This is a genomic window from [Clostridium] clostridioforme AGR2157 (genome assembly GCF_000424325.1).
GTDB classification, from domain to species: domain Bacteria; phylum Bacillota; class Clostridia; order Lachnospirales; family Lachnospiraceae; genus Enterocloster; species Enterocloster clostridioformis_A.
In genome coordinates this window covers 67,647-89,284 of the sequence record NZ_KE384164.1, presented here as the reverse complement: position 1 = coordinate 89,284, position 21,638 = coordinate 67,647, and the positions used below count along the sequence as shown (strand labels likewise).

General features: G+C 52.1%; 19 protein-coding genes, 2 pseudogenes and 1 riboswitch. Of the genes and pseudogenes, 6 read left to right on the top strand and 15 right to left on the bottom strand.

The genetic code is table 11. From position 1 onward, the window contains the following. The 5 genes and pseudogenes from G614_RS0125695 to G614_RS34860 form a co-directional block, all read left to right on the top strand. Positions 1 to 263, top strand: a 263-nt coding sequence (locus G614_RS0125695; protein WP_027644144.1) for a transposase domain-containing protein, incomplete at its 5' end; no start/stop codon positions are given. A gap of 22 nt (positions 264 to 285) precedes the next feature. Beyond that, on the top strand, positions 286 to 795 hold the full coding sequence (locus G614_RS29100; RefSeq protein ID WP_049948128.1) for a DUF6179 domain-containing protein: 510 nt from the start codon (positions 286 to 288) through the stop codon (positions 793 to 795). 33 nt (positions 796 to 828) lie between these two features. Then, positions 829 to 1,068 (top strand): hypothetical protein, encoded by a 240-nt coding sequence (locus G614_RS29095; protein ID WP_242828227.1) that lies wholly within the window; start codon positions 829 to 831, stop codon positions 1,066 to 1,068. Positions 1,069 to 1,158: 90 nt separating this feature from the next. Further along, positions 1,159 to 2,169, top strand: a complete 1,011-nt coding sequence (locus G614_RS29090; RefSeq protein ID WP_242828226.1) for a recombinase family protein — start codon at positions 1,159 to 1,161, stop codon at positions 2,167 to 2,169. Beyond that, positions 2,153 to 2,209, top strand: a pseudogene (locus G614_RS34860) (hypothetical protein); the annotation flags it as partial. The gene G614_RS29090 and the pseudogene G614_RS34860, both read left to right, overlap by 17 nt. A 515-nt stretch (positions 2,210 to 2,724) precedes the next feature. Here the strand turns inward: G614_RS34860 and xdhC are convergent. The 5 genes from xdhC to G614_RS0125655 form a co-directional block, all read right to left on the bottom strand. Further along, entirely contained in the window at positions 2,725 to 3,210 is a 486-nt protein-coding gene (gene xdhC, locus G614_RS0125675) for a xanthine dehydrogenase subunit XdhC (RefSeq protein WP_022203183.1), read from the bottom strand. Beyond that, the gene (gene xdhB / locus G614_RS0125670) at positions 3,203 to 4,090 is read right to left on the bottom strand and encodes a xanthine dehydrogenase subunit XdhB (protein WP_027644143.1); all 888 of its coding nucleotides are present in this window, start codon (positions 4,088 to 4,090) and stop codon (positions 3,203 to 3,205) included. Before xdhB ends, xdhC begins: the two co-directional genes overlap by 8 nt. An 18-nt stretch (positions 4,091 to 4,108) precedes the next feature. Continuing rightward, on the bottom strand, positions 4,109 to 6,397 hold the full coding sequence (xdhA, locus tag G614_RS0125665) for a xanthine dehydrogenase subunit XdhA (RefSeq protein WP_027644142.1): 2,289 nt from the start codon (positions 6,395 to 6,397) through the stop codon (positions 4,109 to 4,111). Positions 6,398 to 6,470: 73 nt separating this feature from the next. Then, positions 6,471 to 7,865, bottom strand: coding sequence for an NCS2 family permease (locus G614_RS0125660; protein WP_027644141.1), 1,395 nt, complete (start codon positions 7,863 to 7,865; stop codon positions 6,471 to 6,473). Between the two features lie 65 nt (positions 7,866 to 7,930). Next, a complete protein-coding gene (locus G614_RS0125655; RefSeq protein WP_027644140.1) occupies positions 7,931 to 9,202 on the bottom strand; it encodes an amidohydrolase family protein in 1,272 nt (423 codons plus the stop codon). 156 nt (positions 9,203 to 9,358) lie between these two features. Further along, a riboswitch (purine riboswitch) is annotated at positions 9,359 to 9,454 on the bottom strand. 379 nt (positions 9,455 to 9,833) lie between these two features. Here G614_RS0125655 and G614_RS34855 point away from each other — a divergent pair. Beyond that, a pseudogene (locus G614_RS34855) lies at positions 9,834 to 9,941 on the top strand (winged helix-turn-helix domain-containing protein); the annotation flags it as partial. Positions 9,942 to 10,006: 65 nt separating this feature from the next. Here the strand turns inward: G614_RS34855 and G614_RS0125645 are convergent. From G614_RS0125645 to argC, 10 genes are all read right to left on the bottom strand, one after another. Continuing rightward, entirely contained in the window at positions 10,007 to 11,107 is a 1,101-nt protein-coding gene (locus tag G614_RS0125645) for a TolC family protein (protein WP_027644139.1), read from the bottom strand. 3 nt (positions 11,108 to 11,110) lie between these two features. Further along, entirely contained in the window at positions 11,111 to 12,310 is a 1,200-nt protein-coding gene (locus G614_RS0125640) for a TolC family protein (protein ID WP_027644138.1), read from the bottom strand. Positions 12,311 to 12,536: 226 nt separating this feature from the next. Beyond that, positions 12,537 to 13,748, bottom strand: a complete 1,212-nt coding sequence (locus G614_RS0125635; protein ID WP_027644137.1) for an ABC transporter permease — start codon at positions 13,746 to 13,748, stop codon at positions 12,537 to 12,539. Continuing rightward, positions 13,738 to 14,529, bottom strand: coding sequence for an ABC transporter ATP-binding protein (locus G614_RS29085; protein WP_080664628.1), 792 nt, complete (start codon positions 14,527 to 14,529; stop codon positions 13,738 to 13,740). Before G614_RS29085 ends, G614_RS0125635 begins: the two co-directional genes overlap by 11 nt. Before the next feature lie 13 nt (positions 14,530 to 14,542). Continuing rightward, positions 14,543 to 15,964, bottom strand: coding sequence for an efflux RND transporter periplasmic adaptor subunit (locus tag G614_RS0125625; protein WP_027644136.1), 1,422 nt, complete (start codon positions 15,962 to 15,964; stop codon positions 14,543 to 14,545). 376 nt (positions 15,965 to 16,340) lie between these two features. Next, the gene (locus G614_RS0125615; RefSeq protein WP_027644135.1) at positions 16,341 to 17,576 is read right to left on the bottom strand and encodes an aspartate aminotransferase family protein; all 1,236 of its coding nucleotides are present in this window, start codon (positions 17,574 to 17,576) and stop codon (positions 16,341 to 16,343) included. After that, positions 17,569 to 18,459, bottom strand: coding sequence for an acetylglutamate kinase (gene argB / locus G614_RS0125610; protein WP_027644134.1), 891 nt, complete (start codon positions 18,457 to 18,459; stop codon positions 17,569 to 17,571). The genes G614_RS0125615 and argB overlap by 8 nt, the downstream gene beginning before the upstream one ends. Before the next feature lie 86 nt (positions 18,460 to 18,545). Then, positions 18,546 to 19,790 carry a bifunctional glutamate N-acetyltransferase/amino-acid acetyltransferase ArgJ gene (argJ, locus tag G614_RS0125605; protein WP_027644133.1) on the bottom strand — a complete coding sequence of 415 codons (1,245 nt, stop codon included), beginning with the start codon at positions 19,788 to 19,790 and terminating at the stop codon, positions 18,546 to 18,548. A gap of 84 nt (positions 19,791 to 19,874) precedes the next feature. After that, positions 19,875 to 20,339 carry a GNAT family N-acetyltransferase gene (locus tag G614_RS0125600; protein WP_027644132.1) on the bottom strand — a complete coding sequence of 155 codons (465 nt, stop codon included), beginning with the start codon at positions 20,337 to 20,339 and terminating at the stop codon, positions 19,875 to 19,877. A gap of 70 nt (positions 20,340 to 20,409) precedes the next feature. Continuing rightward, on the bottom strand, positions 20,410 to 21,450 hold the full coding sequence (gene argC, locus G614_RS0125595) for an N-acetyl-gamma-glutamyl-phosphate reductase (RefSeq protein WP_027644131.1): 1,041 nt from the start codon (positions 21,448 to 21,450) through the stop codon (positions 20,410 to 20,412). Positions 21,451 to 21,638: the final 188 nt, after the last annotated feature.

Here is a 21,638-nt window from a genome sequence, read left to right as displayed (position 1 = left end):
CAGAGCGGGCACTGAAAAATTTTGCCATAGGGAGACGCAACTGGCTGTTTGCCAAAAGCATCCGCGGGGCACAGGCCAGTGCGACTGTGTACAGCATCACAGAAACTGCGCTTCTGAATGGACTGAAGCCATACAACTATCTCACATATGTGATGGAAAAGATGAAAGATCTCGGTGCGTTTCCGGCAAAGGAAGAAATGCTGGAGCTTCTCCCATGGTCCTCCAATCTGCCTGATGATTGCCGCAGCAAACTTAAAAAGTAAAAGACAGATCTTCCCCCGGTAAGTGCTGGGGGATTTCTTATTTTGTCAAGATACGGATTATTACTTACTTACCAAGGAACTATCTATAATACAAACTGATTTGCTTTTGATACTTGCCGAGCAGACGGATAAGTGGAGCCGGGGCGAAAGCAGCTCTATTCCCACAGAGAAAGCGCAGGATATCATGATCTCTATCCTGTTTGTAATTGGAATACAATTAAAGTCATATCAAGCCCCGGAACAGGCAGTAGATATGCTGAAATCAGAGCCTTTGAAGGTACTTTTTGAAAACGGTCTGAAGCTAATAAGGCGAAAAATGGCTGTTTCCCGGCATTTGCAAAAAAAGGTTTTAGAACATCTTCTCGATACGCCAAACGTTTATTACCGTTCCACCATAGCAGACGGTATTAACGGCTTTTTCAAATTATATCGCCCACAGTTTTCCGCCCATGAGATACACATAACGGCTGACTATCCCGTTTTTATGGGAAGACCGGAATTAGGCTTGGCCGCCCGGCGGTCATTACGCTGAATATTTATTCTGCAAAGAATGAGTGTGATGTAATTGCATAAGCCTGCGGATATGAACGAGCTTCCCAAATATCTGAAACCGGAAATTGCCGAGCGGGTAGCGAAGCATTTCAAGGACGGCGTCTTTGAGTTTGATTTCAGTACGGAAGAAATGATTGCCGTTGAGGGGAACACAGTCTATCATACGATTCCCCATTATGCGGAGGAAGGAGCAGAAAGCGTACTGGATAAGCTGCGCCGTATCATGGCCGGAAATTTGGAGGAAACAGAATGAAAACTGCTGAAAAAAGAAGGACTGCGCGTTATAATATAGGCATCCGTTTACCTGGCTGTAATTCCAAACGTTGGGAGGAAAGGAGCTACTATGAACCAGCAGCCAGATAAGATTACAGCTTTATATTGCCGTTTGAGCCAGGACGATGCGCTTGACGGGGAGAGCAATTCCATAACCAACCAAAAGGCGCTGCTATCCAAATATGCGGCAGAACACGGATTCCGCAATACCATGTTTTTTGTAGACGATGGATTCTCAGGGACAAATTTTCAAAGGCCCGGGTTTCAGGAAATGATGAAACATGTGGAGGACTATTCCGTCTCCACCCTGATCGTCAAAGATTTGTCTCGTCTGGGGCGGGAGTATTCTTATATGGGGCGCTTGCAGGATTTCATTTTCCCTGCCTACGATGTCCGGTTTATTGCCATCAACTATGATGTAGACAGCGCCAAAGGCGAAAACGACTTCGCTGTGTTCAAAAATGTTTTTAACGATTACTACACCAAGGACACAAGCAAGAAAATCCGGGCAGTTGTTAAGATGCGTGGGGAAGCCGGAGAACACATTGCCAGCAATCCGCCCTATGGGTATGTGAAAGACCCGCAGGACAAAAAGAAATGGATCGTGGATGAAGAAGCGGCAAAGTTGGTGCGGCGTATCTTTGATCTGTGCATTGTAGGCAAGGGGCCAATGCAGATCGCAAAAATCCTGACCGCCGACAGGGTGCTGACGGTTATTGCGTATAACGCCAGACAGAAAGGATGGGCTATGCCGGACAACCTGTATCAGTGGTGCTCCAAATCCGTCGCTGGAATATTGGAGAGGCCGGAATACATCGGCTGCACTGTCAACTTCAAAACTTATTCCAAATCCCTGAAATTCAAAAAGCGGATGGAGAACCCGAAAGAAAATCAGCGGATATTTGAGGATACGCAGCCAGCAATCATCGAGCGCGGACAGTGGGAACGAGTGCAGGCGTTACGGGCCAACAAGCGCAGACCGATAAAAGACAGGGAAAACAAGTATTTTCTCCGGCCTTGTCTATTGCGCCGACTGCAACGCAAAACTCTACTACTGTACCTGCAAAACCTACCGGGATGATTCACAGGATCACTTTGTCTGCTCCAACTACAAGAGCAATACGGGTTCTTATAAAATCCATTATATCCGGGAGGTCACGCTTTACAAACGGGTATTGGAATGTATTCAGGGAACGCTGACCTATGTGCGGCTGTTCCGGGATGACTTTACGCAGGAAATGCTGGCGCAGGACGAGGCTAGCCGGAAAGCGGAGCTGATACAGAAACGAAAAGCCCTTTCCGGGGCACAGAAGCGTATGGAGGATTTGGACAAAATCATCCAAAGGCTCTATGAGGATTCCGTTCTCGGCAAGCTGAGCGACCTCCGCTTTCAAAAACTCTCGGCGCAGTATGAAACGGAACAGGCAGAGATTCAGAGGCTTTCTGTTTCACTGGAACAGAAGATTGAGAATGAGGCGGGACAGATCGCCGATGTAGGGCGTTTTCTTCAGCTTGCCGACAGGTATTCCGATATGACCTCTGCCACGCCGGTTTCATCGGAAATTCTATTTACTTCCTTATGGGTAGTCGCCAATCCGCGGCGCCCTTCTTTTTCACTATGGTCTGCATACCTCTTCTATTTTCCCACCACCTTATACGTTTCCTCCACAATACGCTCCATGGCGTTAAGGATGTTTTCATACCCCGTGCACCTGCACAGGTGGCCGGATATCAGTTTGCGCAGCTCGTCGCGGTTATACCTCTTTCCCGTACCTACGATCTCCACCGCTGTCATAATCAGTCCCGGCGTACAGAAACCGCACTGCACAGCCGCTTCCTCGATAAATGCCTTCTGAATAGGGCTCAGTTCGCCGTTTGGCCCCTTCAGTCCTTCCACTGTCATGATGCTGCGGCCTTCTGCCCACATGGTCAGGTAAATGCAGCTGTCTATGGCCTCTCCATCCACCAGCACCGTGCAGGCGCCGCACTCCCCTACTTCACAGCCCTTTTTCACACTGGTCAGTCCCAGACGGTTCCGCAATGTCTCCAGAAGGGATTCTCTTGGGTCCACTGCCAACTCCACTTCTTTTCCATTAACAGTCATATGCACTATATTAAGCATCCCACTCACCTCCTGCATTGATTACGGCCTGCTTTACGGCACGCCTGCCCAGCTCCTCCACCAGCTGCAGCCGGAACTCCCTGGAAGCCCTCCAGCTGGAACGCGGATTTACTTCCTCCAGAGCGCCTTTTCCCACAGCCTGGGCCAGGGCCTCCCCTGTTTCCATTCCCTTTACAGCCTCTTCTGTCTTATGACAGCGAATAGGAGTAGGCGCAGCCACGCCGTATCCCAGACGAAGGTCCTGGATATGTCTCTTATCCTCTGTCAGCTTCACGCTCACAGCGCATCCCAGGGTGGCAATCTCCATGGCATTCCTCTTGCCATATTTGATATAATGACCGCCGTATCCCTGGTAATTCTCTTTCTTAATCCTGATAGCCGTCAGCACCTCATCGTGATTCCTCACAGTCCTTCCCGGCCCGGTGTACCACTGGCTGATGGGCACCTCCCTGACGCCGTCAGGCCCCTTAAGAACCAGGACCGCGTCCAGACAGCACAGGCTGCTGGCGCTGTCCGCGCTGGTCACGCCGTTGCACACATTGCCGCCTATGGTTCCGATATTGCGCAGCTGGGGACCGCCCGCCATGTCCACCGCATCCCCCAGCATGGGAATGTGCTTCTGAATGATGTCATTATTGGTAATATGGGAAAATGTGGTGGCCGGACCTATGACAATGGTCCCGTCCTCCTCCATTCTTATGCCCTCCAGCTCCTTAATCCCGTGAATGCTTACCAGGGAGCAGCCGGCCAGCTTTCCCTCCCTGATTTTAATCAGCACATCGCTTCCTCCGGAGATGACCACTGCCTCAGGGGCTTTCACTAGGGCGCGCACCGCATCTTCCACATCTGCTGCCTGATAAAATTTCCCGATATCATACATGCTGTTTCACCGCCCTTTCTATATTAAGCCTGCTTCCTTGAAATGCTTCACCATCTTCTGGGGATCCATGGGCAGACTGTCCACGGCAACGCCTGTGGCGTTAAGCACCGCGTTGCGCACTGCCGGGGCAACCGGTATGGCCGGCGGCTCCCCAAGCGCCTTATTTCCAAAGGGACCTGTGGGGTCATCCAACTCCACAAAGAGTGCGTTTAAGTCCGGGGTATCCATGGCTGTTGGTAGCTTGTAGTCCAGCAAATTATCGTTTAACGGTCTCCCCTTTGCGTCAAAGAGCAGCTCCTCGCTGAGTCCGTAGCCCAGTCCCATGCTCATGCCGCCGTGTACCTGGGCAGCCGCCAGCTTGGGGTTAATCAGTTTTCCGCTGTCATGTACATTGACAATATTAGTCACCTTCACCTTGCCCAAAGGCATATCCACCTCCACCTCCGCGAAGCAGACACCGGTGGCAAATGTATTGGTCTTGCAATGGCTGGTGGCCTCTGCCGTGATATGTACGGAGCGGTCCAGGCTGTAAAATGCCGTGGTGGCCAGATCCTCCATGGGAAGCAGCTGCTTTCCGGTCTCCTTATCCACGATGTGGTTATCCCTTACATCCAGGGTATCCTGGGGCTTCTCCAGCATATAAGCAGCATAGTCAAGTATCTTTTCCTTAAATATAGCGCCGGTTTTCTTCACTGCCATGCCGCTGACATAGGTCTGTCTGGAAGCATATGCACCTGTGTCAAAGGGACTTACGTCCGTATCCTGGGTGGACAGCACATTTACCTTATCTTCCGTGATGCCGGTCACCTCTGCCGCCATCTGGGTGAACACGGTGTCGGCGCCCTGGCCGATTTCAGTTGCCCCCATCTGCAGCTGCATGGAGCCGTCCTGGTTCAGTATCATGCGGCAGGACGCTGTTTCCAGGGATATGGGATATACGCCTGTCTTATAGCAGAAGATAGCCATTCCGATTCCCTTTCGCACGGGTCCTGTCTGGTTTTCATATTCCCTACGTTTTTCATCCCAGTGGATGAATTCCCGGCCCTTTTCCATACATTCCGTCAGGCCGTATGTATTGCATTTTACGTGGGTGTGGGGGTCAGCGTATCCCGGCCTCATGCAGTTCTTTTTCCTGAATTCCAATGGGTCCATGTGAAGGGCCAGGGCCAGGTCGTCTGCCATGCATTCCGCCGCAAACGCGGCCTGAGGGATTCCGTATCCCCTCATGGCGCCGCCTGTGGCCAGGTTGGTGTACACGGTCCAGGCATCGGACTCCAGCACCTTCTCATCCTTATAAATCTGCTTGAATTCATTGGATGAGTTGGCTACGATGGCATGGGCATGGGATGCATACCCGCCCTGGTTGGAATAAGCCTCCAGCTTTCTGGCAACCAGAGTGCCGTCCTTCCTGGCTGCTGCCTTTACCTTAAACTCGATGGCGTGGCGCACCCTGGTACAGCCCAGAGTCTCTTCCCTGGATATCTCCATCCTCACGCCACGTCCTCCCACCTGGGTGGTAAGGAAAGCATTGAGAGGCTCATAGAGCACATCCTGCTTGTTGCCGAAACCGCCGCCGATGTAAGGCTTGATGACGCGGATACGGCCCATGGGCAGTCCCAGCGCCTGGCTGATGACCCGGCGCACAATATGGGGTATCTGTGTGGATGTAGTGACGATGATTCTTCCCTTTTCCATATAGGCAAAGGAGATGGGCGTCTCTATGTGGCAGTGCTGCACGCTCTGGGTCCGGTAGTCCTTCTCTATCTCCACCAGTCCCTCCTCCTTCACTGCTTCCCCGTAAGTCCCTTCGCCCACCACAAAGGAGGAATGGGCGATGACATTTCCCGGTTTTTCATCGTGAAGCCGGGAGGCACCCTCTGCCATGGCATCCTTCACGGTCAGGAGGGGAGCATACTCCTCATACTCCACCTTCACAAGTCTGGCTGCCCTGGCTGCTGCTATATCGTCCTCCGCTATAACGGCTGCAATATCGTCTCCATAGACCCGCACCCTGGTATTGAGAAGTTTCCTGTCCGCAATATCCTGATGGGCCGTTTCCACGGACCATGGATGGCCGGGGGTGGGGAACTGGATGTCCGGCACATCGAAGCACGTGACAATCTTCACTACCCCCGGCACCTTCAGTGCTTCTTCCAAATCAAAGCTTTTTACCACGCCGTTGGCGATGGTGCTGCGTATTACCTTTGCCGCCAGAAGTCCCTGGGGCTCTAAATCGGCTGTATACTTGGCACTGCCTGTGACTTTATCAAATGCGTCAACGCGGGTCATGTTATTGCCAATTCCCATGGTGTGCTCTACCTCCTTATCTTGAATGCGCAAACGCCTGTATTCCAGGCGTCTGCATTATATGCTGCATGTTTTAAATTAATACATATTTAAGTACAAATAGTACCGCCAATACATACATCAGAAGGCTGATTTTCTTCTCCTTTGCACGGCCGGTTGCCACGTTGATAACCACGTAGGAGATAACGCCCATTGCAATGCCTTCGGAAATGCTGTACATGAAAGGCATTGCGATGATGGCGATGTAGCTTGGGATTGCCTCTGTAAAGTCAGTGAAATCAATCTTCAACATGGAGCTAATCATCAGGAAACCTACGATAATCAGAGCCGGTGCCGTTGCAAAGGACGGGATGGCTAAGAAAATCGGTGACAGGAACAGGGACAGACCGAAGAAAATTGCTGCCACTACGGATGTAAGTCCGGTTCTTCCGCCTTCCGCAACGCCGGAAGCGCTCTCAACGAATGTGGTTGTGGTGGAGGTACCGAATACAGCGCCAAGGGAGGTACCGATAGCATCAGACAGAAGGGCGCCTCTAATCTTAGGAAGCTTTCCGTCCTTATCCAGCATATCTGCCTTGGATGCCACGCCAATCAGTGTTCCCAGTGTATCGAACATATCCACAAACAGGAACGCAAACATGATGGTCACAAAGTTCAGGGACAGGATGCCGCTGAAATCCATCTTAAAGAAGGTGGGAGCCATGCTCTGGATACCGAAACCACTGGTGAAATCAGGCAGTACGCTGAACATTCCCAGTTCAGCATTTGGCTGGTACAGTCCGGTCACTTCACAGATAATACCTAAAATCCATGTGATGATAATGCCCCAGAGGATGTTTCCCTTTACGTTCTTAACAACCAGAATACCGGTGATAAGTACGCCGATGAGAGCCAGCAGTACGGTGATTCCAACGGAATTAAATGTTCCTGCTTTCAGAGAACCTTTGAATGAAAATACGGATACAAGAGTGGCGCTCTCCACCACGATTTTAGCGTTCTGCAAACCGATGAAGGCGATAAAAAGTCCGATACCTGCGGATACGGCGTGTTTCAGATTCATGGGAATGGCATTGAAAATGGCTTCACGCACATTGGTAAGAGACAGTGCGATGAAGATAATACCTTCCACGAATACGGCTGCCAGAGCCATCTGCCAGGTATAACCCATCTGGAGTACTACGGTGTATGCAAAGTAAGCATTCAGTCCCATGCCGGGCGCCAGCACAAACGGATAATTGGCAAATGCAGCCATCAGCAGGGTGGCAACCAGCGATGCAAGGGCAGTGGCTGTAAAGACAGCGCCTCTGTCCATTCCCGTGGCGCTCAGGATGTTCGGATTCACTGCAAGGATGTAGGCCATTGTCATGAACGTGGTGATACCGGCAATTACCTCTGTCTTGACATCTGTGTGGTTTTCCGATAGGTGAAATGCTTTTTCCAGGAATCCCTGATTTGATTTGTTCTCCATACTTCATACCTCCTTGAATTCATACCTATAGTTTTCCGCTGTTTCTATAGTTAAAACAGTTTCAGCTAAAATATCTTGCTGCCCGCCGCATACTTGGCGTCAATATGGCGCTCATCCGAAATGTAGATGAACCGCTCCAGCCGCTCCTTTAAGCTCAGAGGCTGAGGATGCTTAAGGCTCTCGTCGTTCAGCACCAGTGCGTCTAACTCATAGCCTTCCTCAAAGCTTCCGGCCTTTCCGAAGAACTCGCCGCCGCCCTTTGTTCCCAGGTAGAATGCCTCCTCCGCCGTAAGGGGCTTCAGTGTCTCATCCACCAGTCTCCAGCGCAGCTTTGACACCTGGATGGCGTCAGCCATGGCCCTGAATACGGACTCTCCCGCACCTCCGGCCACATCCGTACCAAGTCCTGTGTGGATTCCCTGTTCCAGATACGTCCTGACGGGCGCAATGCCGGAGGACAGGTTGGTGTTGGACTGCGGACAATGGGCCACGTATACGTCGTTGTCCTTCATTCTCTGTATTTCCTTTACCGGCGGCCACACACAGTGGGCCATGATGGTTTTCACGCCGTTGCCGAACATGCCGAAATGGTCGTACGCATCTCCGTAAAACTCAGACCACGGGCACAGTTCCTTCACCCAGTCAATCTCTCCCTTGTTTTCCGACAGATGGGACTGGACCGGAAGTTCATACTCAATCTGAATCTTCTTGAGCTCTTCCATCAGTGTGTCGGAGCAGGTGGGAATGAACCTTGGCGTGAGAATGGGAACCGTGTTCCTATACCGCCCCTTTATGTCCGCCAGCCACTGTCTGGTCTCCCTCAGGGATTCCTCTGTCTCCTCCACCAGGATATCCGGACTGTTCCGGTCCATGTTGACCTTGCCTACCATGGTCTTGAGTCCGGTCTCCTCCATCAAATCCATGAGAAGCTCCGTAGCCTCTCTGTGCATGGTTGCAAATATACAAGCCCTTGTAGTTGCACTGTGTTTCATGTTTTCCGCAAATATGGTATACGCCTTCCCGGCATACTCCATATCGCTGTACTTGGCCTCTTCAGGAAACGTCCGCGTGTTCAGCCATTCCAATAGTTCAAGGTCCATACCCAGACCTCTGAATGAATACTGCGGGGCATGGAGATGAAGGTCCGTAAGACCCGGCACAATCAGCCTGTCTCCATAATCCGTCAGAGGAAAGCCTGCATACATCTGCGGAAGTTCTTTGTACACGCCGGCTGATATGCCATCTGTACATACCAGATATCCCTGTTCCACACATATCAGTGTGCGGGAATCCTGGCTGTAGCAGATATTGCCCTTTAATACAAAATTCTCTGCCATATGCTCCTCCTTTTCCGTGATACGCCGGTGACCGGCGCACCCTTGTATTCACCCGTACAGCGGCGGGCCAGGGCTTCCATCTGCATTTTTTTGCAAACAAAAAAACCACCGCTGTTCCTAAGGCTTCACATCAGCCTGTCTCCGGCGCCCCGGGCAGTACCTGATGTGAAAACTTATAGTCAACTATTACGGTAGTTGGTAGAAACGCTCAACCTATCTTGAGCATATATAAGTTTTGAATACTTATACGTCTATTCAATTGCGTCATCTTCTGACACCTTGAGTCTATCACAATAGACAACTATATGTCAATGTATCCTGTGTTTTTTGTGCATTTTCTACATTTTGTATAAAATAATTGGCAGATATATGAAATCCGTCCCTTTTCTTTGTGCGAAACCAATATTCTTTTTAAAATATAACGATGCAATTTGATAAGAGTTCTCAACCGGCACCAATTCAATATACTGTCCAGGTAGACAATGAAGGAGGTTTCCCCCAGCTTACCATTCTGATTACGTTCCTGGCAGCCGTATTCACCAGTTCCTACACTGTTCCAGGAAGCGGGAGGAGGAAGCGGCCATGGCCCGGGCTGAACAGCTCAGGAGCAATTTACTGCGTTCCAACCTACCTCCGTGTCTTCATGGCCTCCCTGCGCAAAAAGATTGAAAAAAATCCCTCACAGCCCCAGTACATCCAGATCCACGTGGGAGTGGGGTACCGGATGATGAAGCGGTAAGGGATGAAACAAATAATGGATGAACGTGTGGATGAATTCCAACGGTATTTTAAATCCAACGGTATTTATGTCATGAAACCTTTCAGAGCCCAGTCATATGTATCCATGGCCTGCTGGAAGCCTGTGTCTGCACTTTCCTTGGCAGCGGCGGCGTCCATGTAGGCCGCTTTTGCCTCCAGATATTCCTGGCGTGACAGCATTCCCAGGGCCAGCTTGTTGGATGCGGCCTGAAACGCGGCTTCCTGTGATGCCATGGACGTTGTGGCGCTGGTCCAGAGTGTCTGGCTGGCCAGGACATCCTGATACAGGGTATCCAGCTGGCCGTACATTTCCTCCTCGCTCTGGCGGATATCACGCTGGCGGGCATGAAGTTCTTTATTGGAGCTGGCTCCCCCGCTCCTCTGTTCCCTCAGGGAATAATTGTTTCCCAGTGCGCGCCATTTGTCGATGCTGCCTCCCATCTCCCGGACACGCTCCGGCCGGGGTGCGGGCATGGGACCGATTTCTGTCTGGGAGCCTTCCGGATATCCGGTGAGAATGAGTAATTCCTTCTTCACCCGTTCCATCTCGTCCCGGGCAGCCTTTGCCTTGGCAGCAGCCGCATCGGCTTCCTTTCCCGCCTGGTCCGCCTGGGCGGCAGAAGCGCTTCCTGTCTGGACCTGGCGCAGCAGCTTCTCATACTGGCTCTGTTTCCACTCTGCCTGAGCCAGAGCCGCCCCCTGTTCCGCTTTAAGGGTATTATAGGTACCCATGAGATTCTGGGCGGTCCAGAGCACGGTATCCTCTATCCTGCGAAGGGACATGGATGCCTGGCTGCCCTGGGCTGATCGTATCTGCTTATCCATATCCTTGGCCGCATCCTCCAGTGTCTTGGCCTGGGCCCGGTACTGGCTGGCACTGTCTTTGTCCCCGTTCTTCTCCAGGTCCTCGGCCTCCTCCCTGAGAAGCCGTCTGGTTTCCATGATTTCCTCCCTGGCATTCTCATACCGCGCCAGGCGGCTGTCATACTGCGCCTGTTCCATCTGTATCTGGGGACTGTAGGCTTTCACCAGAGTCTCCAGCTCCTCATAGCGAATGACGTCGGGCATTGCATCTGCATGGACCTCCAGAGGATGCAGGCAGGCAAAGAGGATGCCTATACAGAGCAGTAAGCATTTTTTCACCATATCCTACGCCCCCTCTGTCTGTGCAAGGCCGTTGACCGCCCATCTGTAATCCTCCAGGGCCTGCCTGTATTTCAGGCCTGCTGTGTCGCATGCGGACTGGCTGGAGGCCATGGTTCCCTGCTGCTGTGTATATTCATTTTTGGAAATCATGCCCAGGCTGTATTTGCGCTCGGCTGTCTGGGCCCCGGTACGGGCCAGCTTAAACTCGCCTGCCGCCTGTTCATAATCAGCCCTGGCCTGCTCCAAAAGCTTATACTTGGCTTCCACATCCGCTGCAATCTGCCTGCGGCCTGTCTCCACCTTCTGATTCATCACATCCCACTGGGTCCCGTTGCCTGTAAATGTCAGACGGCGCTCATTGGCTGTCTGGGTAAAGTTCTGCTCCAAGGCCCTTTCCTTATCCAGCTCCAGGTCAATCTGATCCATCTCCCCGGCGTCCGGCACCGGCACTTCCCTGATATCCGGCTGGGCATCGTGATCCCATCCGGTCATGACGCAGAGTTCTCTGCGAAGTCCGTCCCGTTCCCTGTCATTGGTCTCCAGGGCTGCCTGGGCTGCCTCCATCTTTTCCCGGGCCGCGAGCAGCTCAGCCTGAGTGGCCATGCCCTGGCCAGCTTTCACTGCCATGGCTTCATACTTTGACCTGGCCTGGTTCACATCCTCCTCCAGGGCAGGACGCGCCTTGGCCTTCTGCCAGTAGGATATCATCTTTGTCTGGGCATCCTTTACAAGGACAGCCTCCTGTCTGTCGTACTCCAGTTTCTTTACCTGTCCGTCCTCATTCTGGGAATCAGCCAGCTCCTGGTTCTGTTCAGCCTGAAGGCGGGCGCTTATGGCCCCAACCGCTGCTCCCGCGTATCCCGGCTGGTCCTCATTGACAAAATCCATCATCTTATCGCTGGAATCATAGAGCCTGTCAGCAATGTCCTGGTAGGCATTCTTGATTTCATCGTGGTCCTTGCCTCTGTAGTCATCGTATTCCAGGCGGTTATTGATAACCGTGGCATTGTATTCATGGATCAGGTCAGCCAGCTCCCCGTATTCCAGCACATCATCCCTCAGCGCCGCCCATTTTTCCGCAGAATAGGCAAACTCCGGGCTGGCCCACGCAGTCACCGGCCGCAGCATACCCGGGGCCGGGGCCAGCATCAGGGCCAATCCCATGGCTCCTGCTCTCTTCCATGTACCGCTCATCCGTTTCACTTGCTTTCCTCCTGTCTCGATTCTCGATTTTCGTAACAGTTCAGACGGCGGGAAAAATGGTGAAGAGGCGGGTGTTAAGCTGGCTTATAAGACCGATTCTGCACCAATTTTTACATCGGATGGATATCCGATGCTTCTTGACCGTTTTTTCGGTTAAGAAGATGCGCCGTCTGAACTGTTACATTTTCTCCGGCTGGATCCTTGATTTCTCAGGCCGGATTCCCGTCTATTCGTAACGCAGCGCGTCTATGGGGTCTGCCTGGGCTGCCTTGGAAGCAGGGTACAGTCCAAAGAAGATACCGACCACTGCTGAGAATGACACCGCAACCACGATGACCCCCGGTTTTATGACCACCGCAAATCCCAGAAGGAATCCTCCCAGGGATACGGTTCCCACTCCCAGTATGACTCCGATTATACCGCCGCAGGCTGACAATATGGCTGACTCCGTTAAAAACTGAATCAGCACATCCCTGGTCCTTGCGCCCAGGGCTTTCCGGATTCCGATTTCCCTGGTACGCTCCGTCACAGACACCAGCATGATGTTCATGATGCCGATGCCGCCTACCAGCAGCGAAATGGCTGCGATACCGCCCACTGCCATGGACAGGTTGCCCATCATGCTGTCCACCGAGGTCATTTCCTGCATAGCCGTGTACATGTACATATCCTCCGGCTGCCTGCCGTGCATCTTGGCCGCATATGCCTTGAACTGGCTGAAGAACCGGTCCAGGTTCACATCTTCTTTTGCATACACATGGAGCTGGTAAAAATAGTCGTTGGGCCAGGTCAGCAGAGTGTACGGAATGAATGCCGAACCCTTGTCATTGCTGCCGCCCATCATCAGGGCCTGGAGGGCGTTGGTCTCCTTGCGGTACACTCCCACCACCGTAAAGTCGTCAGTGGAGCCATATAAGGTGGTCCTGAAGGACCGGCCAACCGCATTCTCAGTGCCGAACAGCATCTGGGCGCTTTTAGTGTCCATGACCACATTCTTCCTTCTTCCCAGGATGTCTCCCTCATTGAGATAACGGCCGTACACCACGTTCACCGGCTGGACATCCTGGTAATTGTAGTCAATTCCCTGATAATCAAATTTAATCTTAGTCCGCTTATACTCGGCATCACTGCTGGTATAGGCACTGCTGTCTATATAGGCAATCTGGTCCTTAAACGCCTCCTTGGCCCGCTCCATCTCGTCCAGGGTGAAATAATCGCTCTGCCGCACATCATCTACCCAGTAACCAATGGAAACATAAGCCTGAGTAATACCCACGTCCTTGTACAAATCCGAGAAAAGTCTCCGCATGGTATCTCCGATGGACACGATGGCTATGACAGAACCAATACCGATGATGATTCCCAGCATGGTAAGGGCGGAACGCATCTTATTGGACCGGATGGCTGAAAATGCCATCTTCATGTTTTCAATCAGCATCCTGCTCCCCTCCCTTCCCGTCCTCTGAAACCACGCGGGCCACATTCAGCTTGTCACTCTGTATCTGTCCGTCACTGAACCGTATAATGCGGTGGGCAAAGGCTGCTATATCCTCCTCATGGGTAACCAGCACCACGGTGGCCCCTTCCTGGTGAAGCTTTGTAAACAGCTCCATGATTTCCACCGAGGAGGCGGTATCCAGGTTTCCTGTTGGCTCGTCTGCCAGAATTAACGGCGGCTCATTGGCCAGGGCCCTGGCTATGGCAACCCTCTGCCTCTGGCCTCCGGAGAGCTCATTGGGCATATGCTCCTTCCTGGCTCCCAGCCCCACCCGTTCCAAAAGCAGCTGGGCCCTGACCGCCCGTTTGGCCTTTGGCACCCTGGCATAGGTCATGGGCAGTTCCACATTCTTAAGGGCCGATGTCCTGGATATCAGGTTAAAGGACTGGAATACAAACCCGATTTTCCGGTTTCTGATATCGGAGAGCTGGTCCGGCGTCATGTCTGCCACGTCAATGCCGTCCAGGTAGTAATGGCCCAGGGTGGGCCGGTCCAGGCACCCAAGTATATTCATCAGGGTAGACTTTCCGGACCCGGAGTGTCCCATGATAGCCACAAACTCCCCCCGTTCAACGGTCAGGTTTATCTTCTTAAGTCCCAGTACCTTAATGGCCCCGGTATCATATATCTTGACCAGATTCTCCAGCCTAATCAGGGGGCCGTCATAGACATCTCCCTGCATCCTGCTGTCCCTGTGTAAAAACTTCATCCACTTATTCATACAGCGCCTCCTGCTACTGGGTGATCAGCACGGCAGCACCGTCCGCCAGATGGGGTCCCGGATTGGTGATGACCTGCATTCCCTCCTCCAGCACTGTGCCGTCCGTGGGAATGACCTCCACCACCACGTCGCCGTCCACGCCCATGGTCACAGGTATGCGCTTAACCTTCATATCCTGCGCAATGGCTATGTATGTCACTTCCCCGTCGTCAAAAAGTGCCGATGTGGGAACTACGAAAACATCCTTTGCCTCCCTGATTAAAAGTTCTGCTTTTGCCGTGATTCCCGCAATCAGCTTCGAGCTCCCGCCGTCCACCCGTATGGTAGTGGGGATGACCCTCTCCGTGGAACCGCCGCCTTTTTCCTCGCCTGTGGGTGATATCTTTATGACTTCGCCTTGTGCAGTCTCACCGTCCAGGATATCCGCTGTGATGGTAGCCATCTGTCCTACCTTTACCTTGCCGATGGAAAACTCGCTTACCTTGATTTCCAGCTCCAGCTGCTCCAGGTTCTCGATGCTGAAAATGGGTTTATCATCCTCTACTTTATCCGCAAACTGACCCACCTTGGAATTGACGCGGACCACGGTGCCGTCAATGGTGCTCCTTATCTGGGTATTATCCAGTTCTTCCTTTTTCTTCTCCAAATCAAAGGCCGCGTTCTGTATCTGAATGCCGTAGGACGAATCCGCAACACCTCTTCCATTCTCAACCGTGTAGCCTTCCATCTGCCTTCTGGCGTCATTCAGAGCATTGGCGCTGGCTTCCAGCTCCATCTGGGAAATGTCGCCGGTGGCAAAGAGCTGGCTGTTCCTGCTGTGATCCAGGCTGGCCTTCTGGAAATCCTGGACTGCCTTTTCGTATCCAAGGGCTGCTTCCTTATCCTTTTCCTGCTTATTAGCCACCGCAAGGTCGTAGGCGTTCTGGGCAATCTGCACTTCCCGCTCCAGGTCCGTGCTGTCCACCACGGCCAGCACCTGTCCCTTTGTCACGGTATCGCCTTCCTTCACATTCATGGCAGTGATTTCCGCGTGAATATTGGACACCACGTCCACGCTGTCTGTTCCTGATACAGGACCGCTTACCGTAAGCTTTTCCTGAACGTCCTGTTTTGCAAGAGGCATCACGGCAACAGGGATTCCCATATCCTTCTTTCCTCCGGACATACGGGAGAACCCAAACAAAACCACTGCCGCCAGTATCAGGACCGTGATTATCTTCCGCTTCCGGCTGAACCCCTTAAAGCGCCGGACAGGGTGTAAGCCCCCCTCCGATGTCCGGGGTCCGGCCTTATGCTTTTTCTTCTTTTTCTTTCCGTTTCCTATATCCTCCGGAGCCATCAGCTCCTCCACGCGGCGGTCAATCTCCTCTGACTCTGAAATGCCTTCCAAAACCTGGATTTCCTCTAAATCACCAGCTTTTTTCTCTGTTCCCATGACTCCCTCCTTAATACCAGCGGATAGTGTATTATTTATATTAATACAGTTATATCACATATGGCATACTTATACAACAAAAATAAACACTCGCGCTATTGCTGTTCATTTAATAAGGCTATTATATAGGTTTGCCATAAATATTTCATCCAGTATTTTCATAACATTTCATAAATGAAAACGAAAGATTTACTTAAGGAACCGGGCAAACCATATAAAAAGGCGGCAGGCCCCTGTATTACAGGTGTTTCCTGCCGCCTTTGGCGGGCGGGACATCTTCCTTTGCCCTACAACCTATCCCTTACCCTAAACCTATTCCTTGCCCTGCAATCTATTCCTTGCCCTGCAATCTATTCCTTGCCCTGCAGTCTATTCCTTACTCTGTAACCGCTGCCCTAAGGCGTTTCATCATCTCGTCCACATCCGCCTTCTCAATCACCAGAGGCGGAACGAAACGGATGATATTGGGCCCGGCGCTAATTAACACCAGCTTCTGCTCCAGCAGCGCTTTTGACACAATAGGGCCTGCCGGTACAGAGAACTCCAGTCCCTGAATCAATCCCATTCCCCGGTGTCCCCTGATGCAGTCCAGTTCCTTTGACAGCTCCTCCAGCTTCTCGTAGAGATAGGCGCCAATCTCCTTTACATGGTCCGTAATATGACGTTTCTCAAAAATATCAAGCACTGCGCTGGCTCCCGCTGTCACCAGGGGATTGCCGCCATAGGTGGTGCCGTGGTCACCCGGAACCATGGCACTGGCCGCCTTGCCCCATGCCAGGAAGGCACCTATGGGAAGTCCGTTTCCCAGCGCCTTGGCCACTGTCATCACGTCCGGCTTCACGCCGTAATGCTGCCAGGCAAACATTTCCCCGGAACGGCCCATGCCGCACTGGATTTCATCCAGTATAAGGAGCAGGTCGTACTCATCGCACAGGGTCCTGACACCTTTTATGAATTCCTCCGTGGCAGGATAGATACCGCCCTCTCCCTGGATGGTCTCCATGATTACCGCGCAGGTCTTGCTGTTAATCAGCTTTTTCACGCTGTCCAGGTCGTTGAAATCAGCGAAGCGGATTCCCGGTACAAGGGGCTTAAAGGGCTCCTGGTAGCGGGCATTGCCGGTGACGGACAGGGCGCCCAGGCTCCTTCCATGGAAGGAATGATTCATGGCAATGATTTCCCCGGTCATGTCCGGCTCCGGGTCCTCGCAGCCGTCGCAGCCGTCTCCCATGGTTTCGTGAAGTTTATTATAGTGAAAGCGCTTTGCAATCTTAAGAGCGCCCTCAATGGCCTCGGTGCCGCTGTTGGTAAAGAATACCTTATCCATATGGGATGCCTTAAGCAGCTTCTCGCCCGCCTCAATGGAGGGCTGATTGTAGAACAGATTGGAGATATGGGTCAGCTTGTGAAGCTGGTCCTCCACGGCCTTTGTATACTCCTCATCCCCATAGCCCAGCGCCATGACCGCAATGCCCGCGCCAAAATCCAGATACTCGTTTCCCTCTGTATCGTAAAGTTTCACTCCCTCCCCATGGTCAAATACCACTGGGAACCGGTTATACACCTTATAAAGGGCCTGTTCCGCCCGTTCCATCAACTGTTTCTCAGCCATGATAATACCTCTCGTCTTCTTCTGAATTATAGATAGCGGTTCCTATACCCTTGTCAGTAAAGATTTCCAGCAGCAGGCAATGAGGAATGCGTCCGTCCAGGATATGCACCCTGGAAACGCCGTTCTTTATGGCGTTGATGCAGTTTTGAAGCTTGGGAAGCATGCCGCCTCCCAGCATGCCGCTGTCCACAAAGCTCTGGGCCTCCTCCACCGTCATCTCGGATATAAGGGAGGACTTATTCTCATAATCCTTATACACACCCTCCACATCTGTAAGGAAGGCCAGCTTTTCCGCCTCCACAGCCGTGGCAATGGCGCAGGCCGCGTCGTCCGCATTGATGTTATAGCTCAGGAAATCCTCATCAAAGCCAATGGGGCAGATGATAGGCAGAAAATCCTTTTCCAGCAAATCATATATGATTTTAGGATTCACTTCCTCCACATCGCCTACAAACCCGATGTCCTCGCCGCCGGCGTATTTCTTATGGCATTTAAGCATCATTCCGTCCTTGCCGCTGATTCCCACCGCATTGATGCCCAGCTCATTGACCAGCTGGACCAGGCTCTTATTTACTTTATTGAGGACCATCTCGGCAATCTCCATGGTGGGTTCGTCCGTGACCCTGAGCCCGTTCTTAAACTGGGCCTCCATCCCCACCTTACCTACCCAGCGGCTGATCTCCTTCCCGCCTCCGTGCACAATGATGGGCTTAAAGCCTACCAGCTTAAGGAGCACCACATCCTGAATCACCTTTTTCTTTAATTCCTCATCCACCATGGCGCTTCCGCCGTATTTCACCACCACGATTTTCCTGTTAAAACGCTGGATATAGGGCAGTGCCTCAATGAGCACGGCCGCCTTCTGCATTGGTTCCAAATTCATCTTCCCACTCCTCTCGTTATGAGCACTTGGCGCCCGTCTTTTGGGCGCTTACGTGCGATACATGTCACTGGCACTTGGCGCCCATATTATGAACGGTAATCCGCATTAATCTTAACATAATCAAAGGTCAGGTCGCAGCCCCACGCAGTGGCCTTCTCATCCCCCATCTTGATGTCAGCCACAGCCGTCACCTCAGACTCTGACAGAATCTGAGTGGCCTGTTCCTCGCTGTAGTCCGCGGCCACGCCGTCCTTAATGATCTGCATCTTCCCTGCCGCGCTCTCAAAATACAGGTCCACCTTTTCCGGATCAAACTGTGCCCCTGAATAACCCATGGCACAGAGTATCCTGCCCCAGTTGGCGTCGTGGCCGAAGATGGCTGCCTTGGTAAGGCTGGAACAGATTACCGACTTCGCCAGAACCTTGGCCTGTTCCTTTGTCTCTGCTCCCACTACCTTCACCTCAAACAGCGCGGTACAGCCCTCGCCGTCGCCTGCCATTTTTTTGGCTAATGTTTCATTTACAATCTTTAAGGCCCGGCAGAAGGTATGGTAATCCTCATCCTTCTCTGTGATTTCTTTGTTGCCGGCCAGACCGTTTGCCAGAAGGAGGACCGTATCATTGGTGGATGTGTCCCCATCCACGGAAATCATGTTGTATGTATCCTGGATATCCTGGCTGAGGGCTTCCTGGAGCAGCTCCCTGCTGATGGCCGCATCCGTGGTCACAAAGCTCAGCATGGTGCACATATTGGGATGAATCATGCCGGAACCCTTGCACATGCCGCCCATGGTCACAGTGGTTCCTCCCAGCTCAAATTGGACAGCCACCTCCTTGTTCTTTGTGTCCGTGGTCATAATGGCCTTGGAGGCGCCGGTGCCGCTCTCCAGGCTTTCGCCCAGCAGAGGAGCCATAGCCTTAACCCCCGCCGTAATCCTGTCCATGGGCAGCTGCATGCCGATGACGCCTGTGGATGCCACCAGGACGCTTTCAGCGGGAATTCCCAGGGCCTGGGCAGCTGCCTCGGCCGTCTGTGCGCAGTATCCCATGCCTTCTTCCCCGGTACAGGCATTGGCAATTCCTGCGTTTATAACCACTGCCTGGGCAGGCGCCCCGCTTGTCACCTGGTTCTTATCCCATTTTACGGGAGCTGCCTTCACGATATTGGTGGTGAAGGTGCCTGCTGACCTGCAGGGCTCCTGACTGTAAATCATGGCCATGTCCTGACGGTCCTTATATTTGATTCCGGCTGCCGTGGAAGCAGCCTTAAAGCCCTTGGCAGCCGTAACGCCGCCGGTTATGATTTTGATTCCCTTGCCTGACTCATCCATATCTCTCGTTCCTCCATTTATTTCCATACCTTTATGTCATATGGAGATGCACCGGCCCCTTGTCACGGTGCACTCCGTTTCATTTTACCGTACAAACCGGGTGATGTTTTCCTCATTCAATATGAATTCGTATGTATTCACATCCTCCCGTTCCCGCCATCCGATTCCCTGCCAGAACGCATTTCCCACCTCATTCTCCTTAAACGCAATCAGGCTGATTTTGCTGACTCCTTCTTTCTGCAGGGCCTCCATGGCAAAGCGGACCATGCGGTATCCGATGCCGTGTTTCCTGTATCCCGGCGCCACGCACACGTGGTAAAAGCAGCCGGTCCTGCCGTCATGGCCGCAGAGGATGTTCCCTATAATATGACCGTACTGGACAGCCACCACACTGGTAGTGGGATTCCTCCTGAGGAAGCGCACCACTCCCTCCCGGGAATCGTCAATGCTTCTGATTCCAAATCCCTTGATTTCTGTCCACAGGTCGTAAACCTGGTCGTAATCCGCTATTGTCATTTCACGGATAAGGATATCCATCGTACCTGCCATGAGCTCATGTTTCCTTTCTTTTTCCCTCTTTTATCCTTTCAGAGCGTCTCTAAACCAACAGCCTGAACCATCAGGGGAAAATAGGAATCTGCTTCAGTCCCGTATTCTCCGGCAGACCGAACATCAGGTTCATGTTCTGGATGGCCTGGCCTGCTGCTCCCTTGACCATGTTGTCAATGGCTCCCATCATCACCACCCGGTTGGTTCTGGTGTCTATCTTAAAATTCACGTCTGCAAAATTGCTGCCCTCCACCCACCGGGTCTGGGGCACCACATCCTTTTCCAGGACGCGTACAAAATATTCGTCCGCATAATATTTGTCGTATACAGCCTTTACCTCCTCGTAGGACACTTCCTTTGTAAGGGAGGCATAGGCCGTCACCAGGATTCCGCGGTTCATTGGTACCAGGTGAGGGGTGAAGCTGATGGTTACCGGCTTTCCTGCCGCATAGGACAGCTGCTCCTCTATCTCCGGCGTATGTCTGTGGGAGGCCACTCCGTAAGCCTTAATGTTCTCATTGACCTCGCAGTACAGACTGTCCACCTTGCTTCCCCTGCCTGCGCCGGATGTGCCGGACTTGGCATCGATGATGATGGTATTGGGGTCAATGAGCCCTTCCTTTACCAGAGGATACGTGGACAGGAAGGAGCAGGTGGGGAAACATCCCGGATTGGCAATGAGCCTGGCCTTCTTCACCTTTTCCCGGTTGATTTCAGGCAGCCCATACACGGTTTCACCGATGAACTGCGCAGATGCATGGGTCAGCTTATACCATTTCTCATAAACCGACACATCCTTAATACGGAAGTCAGCGCTTAAATCAATGACCTTTACCTTAGACAACACGTCCTCGTCCACCAGGGATGCGCACAGGCCCTGAGGGGTTGCGGTGAACACCACGTCCACCTGGTCTGCCAGCTCCTTCATATTATCATCCATACACGCGTCGTCCACAATCCGGAACATGTTCTGGTAGATGGATGCATATTTCTGGTCTATGTAGCTTCTGGAACCATACCATTTAATCTCTATGTCATCCCTCTGGAGCAGGAGCCTTGCCAGCTCTCCTCCCGCATATCCTGTGGAACCGATAATACCTGCCTTAATCATATCCGTATCTCCTTATATTTATAAATATTGGCTGCTGCCTTCATTATAGTCAGTTTTTCTTTTAATGAAAAGAAGCATTTTCATGACCCTTATTTCCCGGTCCCTTTTCAGATTTCATAATTATACATTATAAATGCATAATATGCAACATCTTTTTAAAAATTTTTATTTAGCACTTGCATTTTATC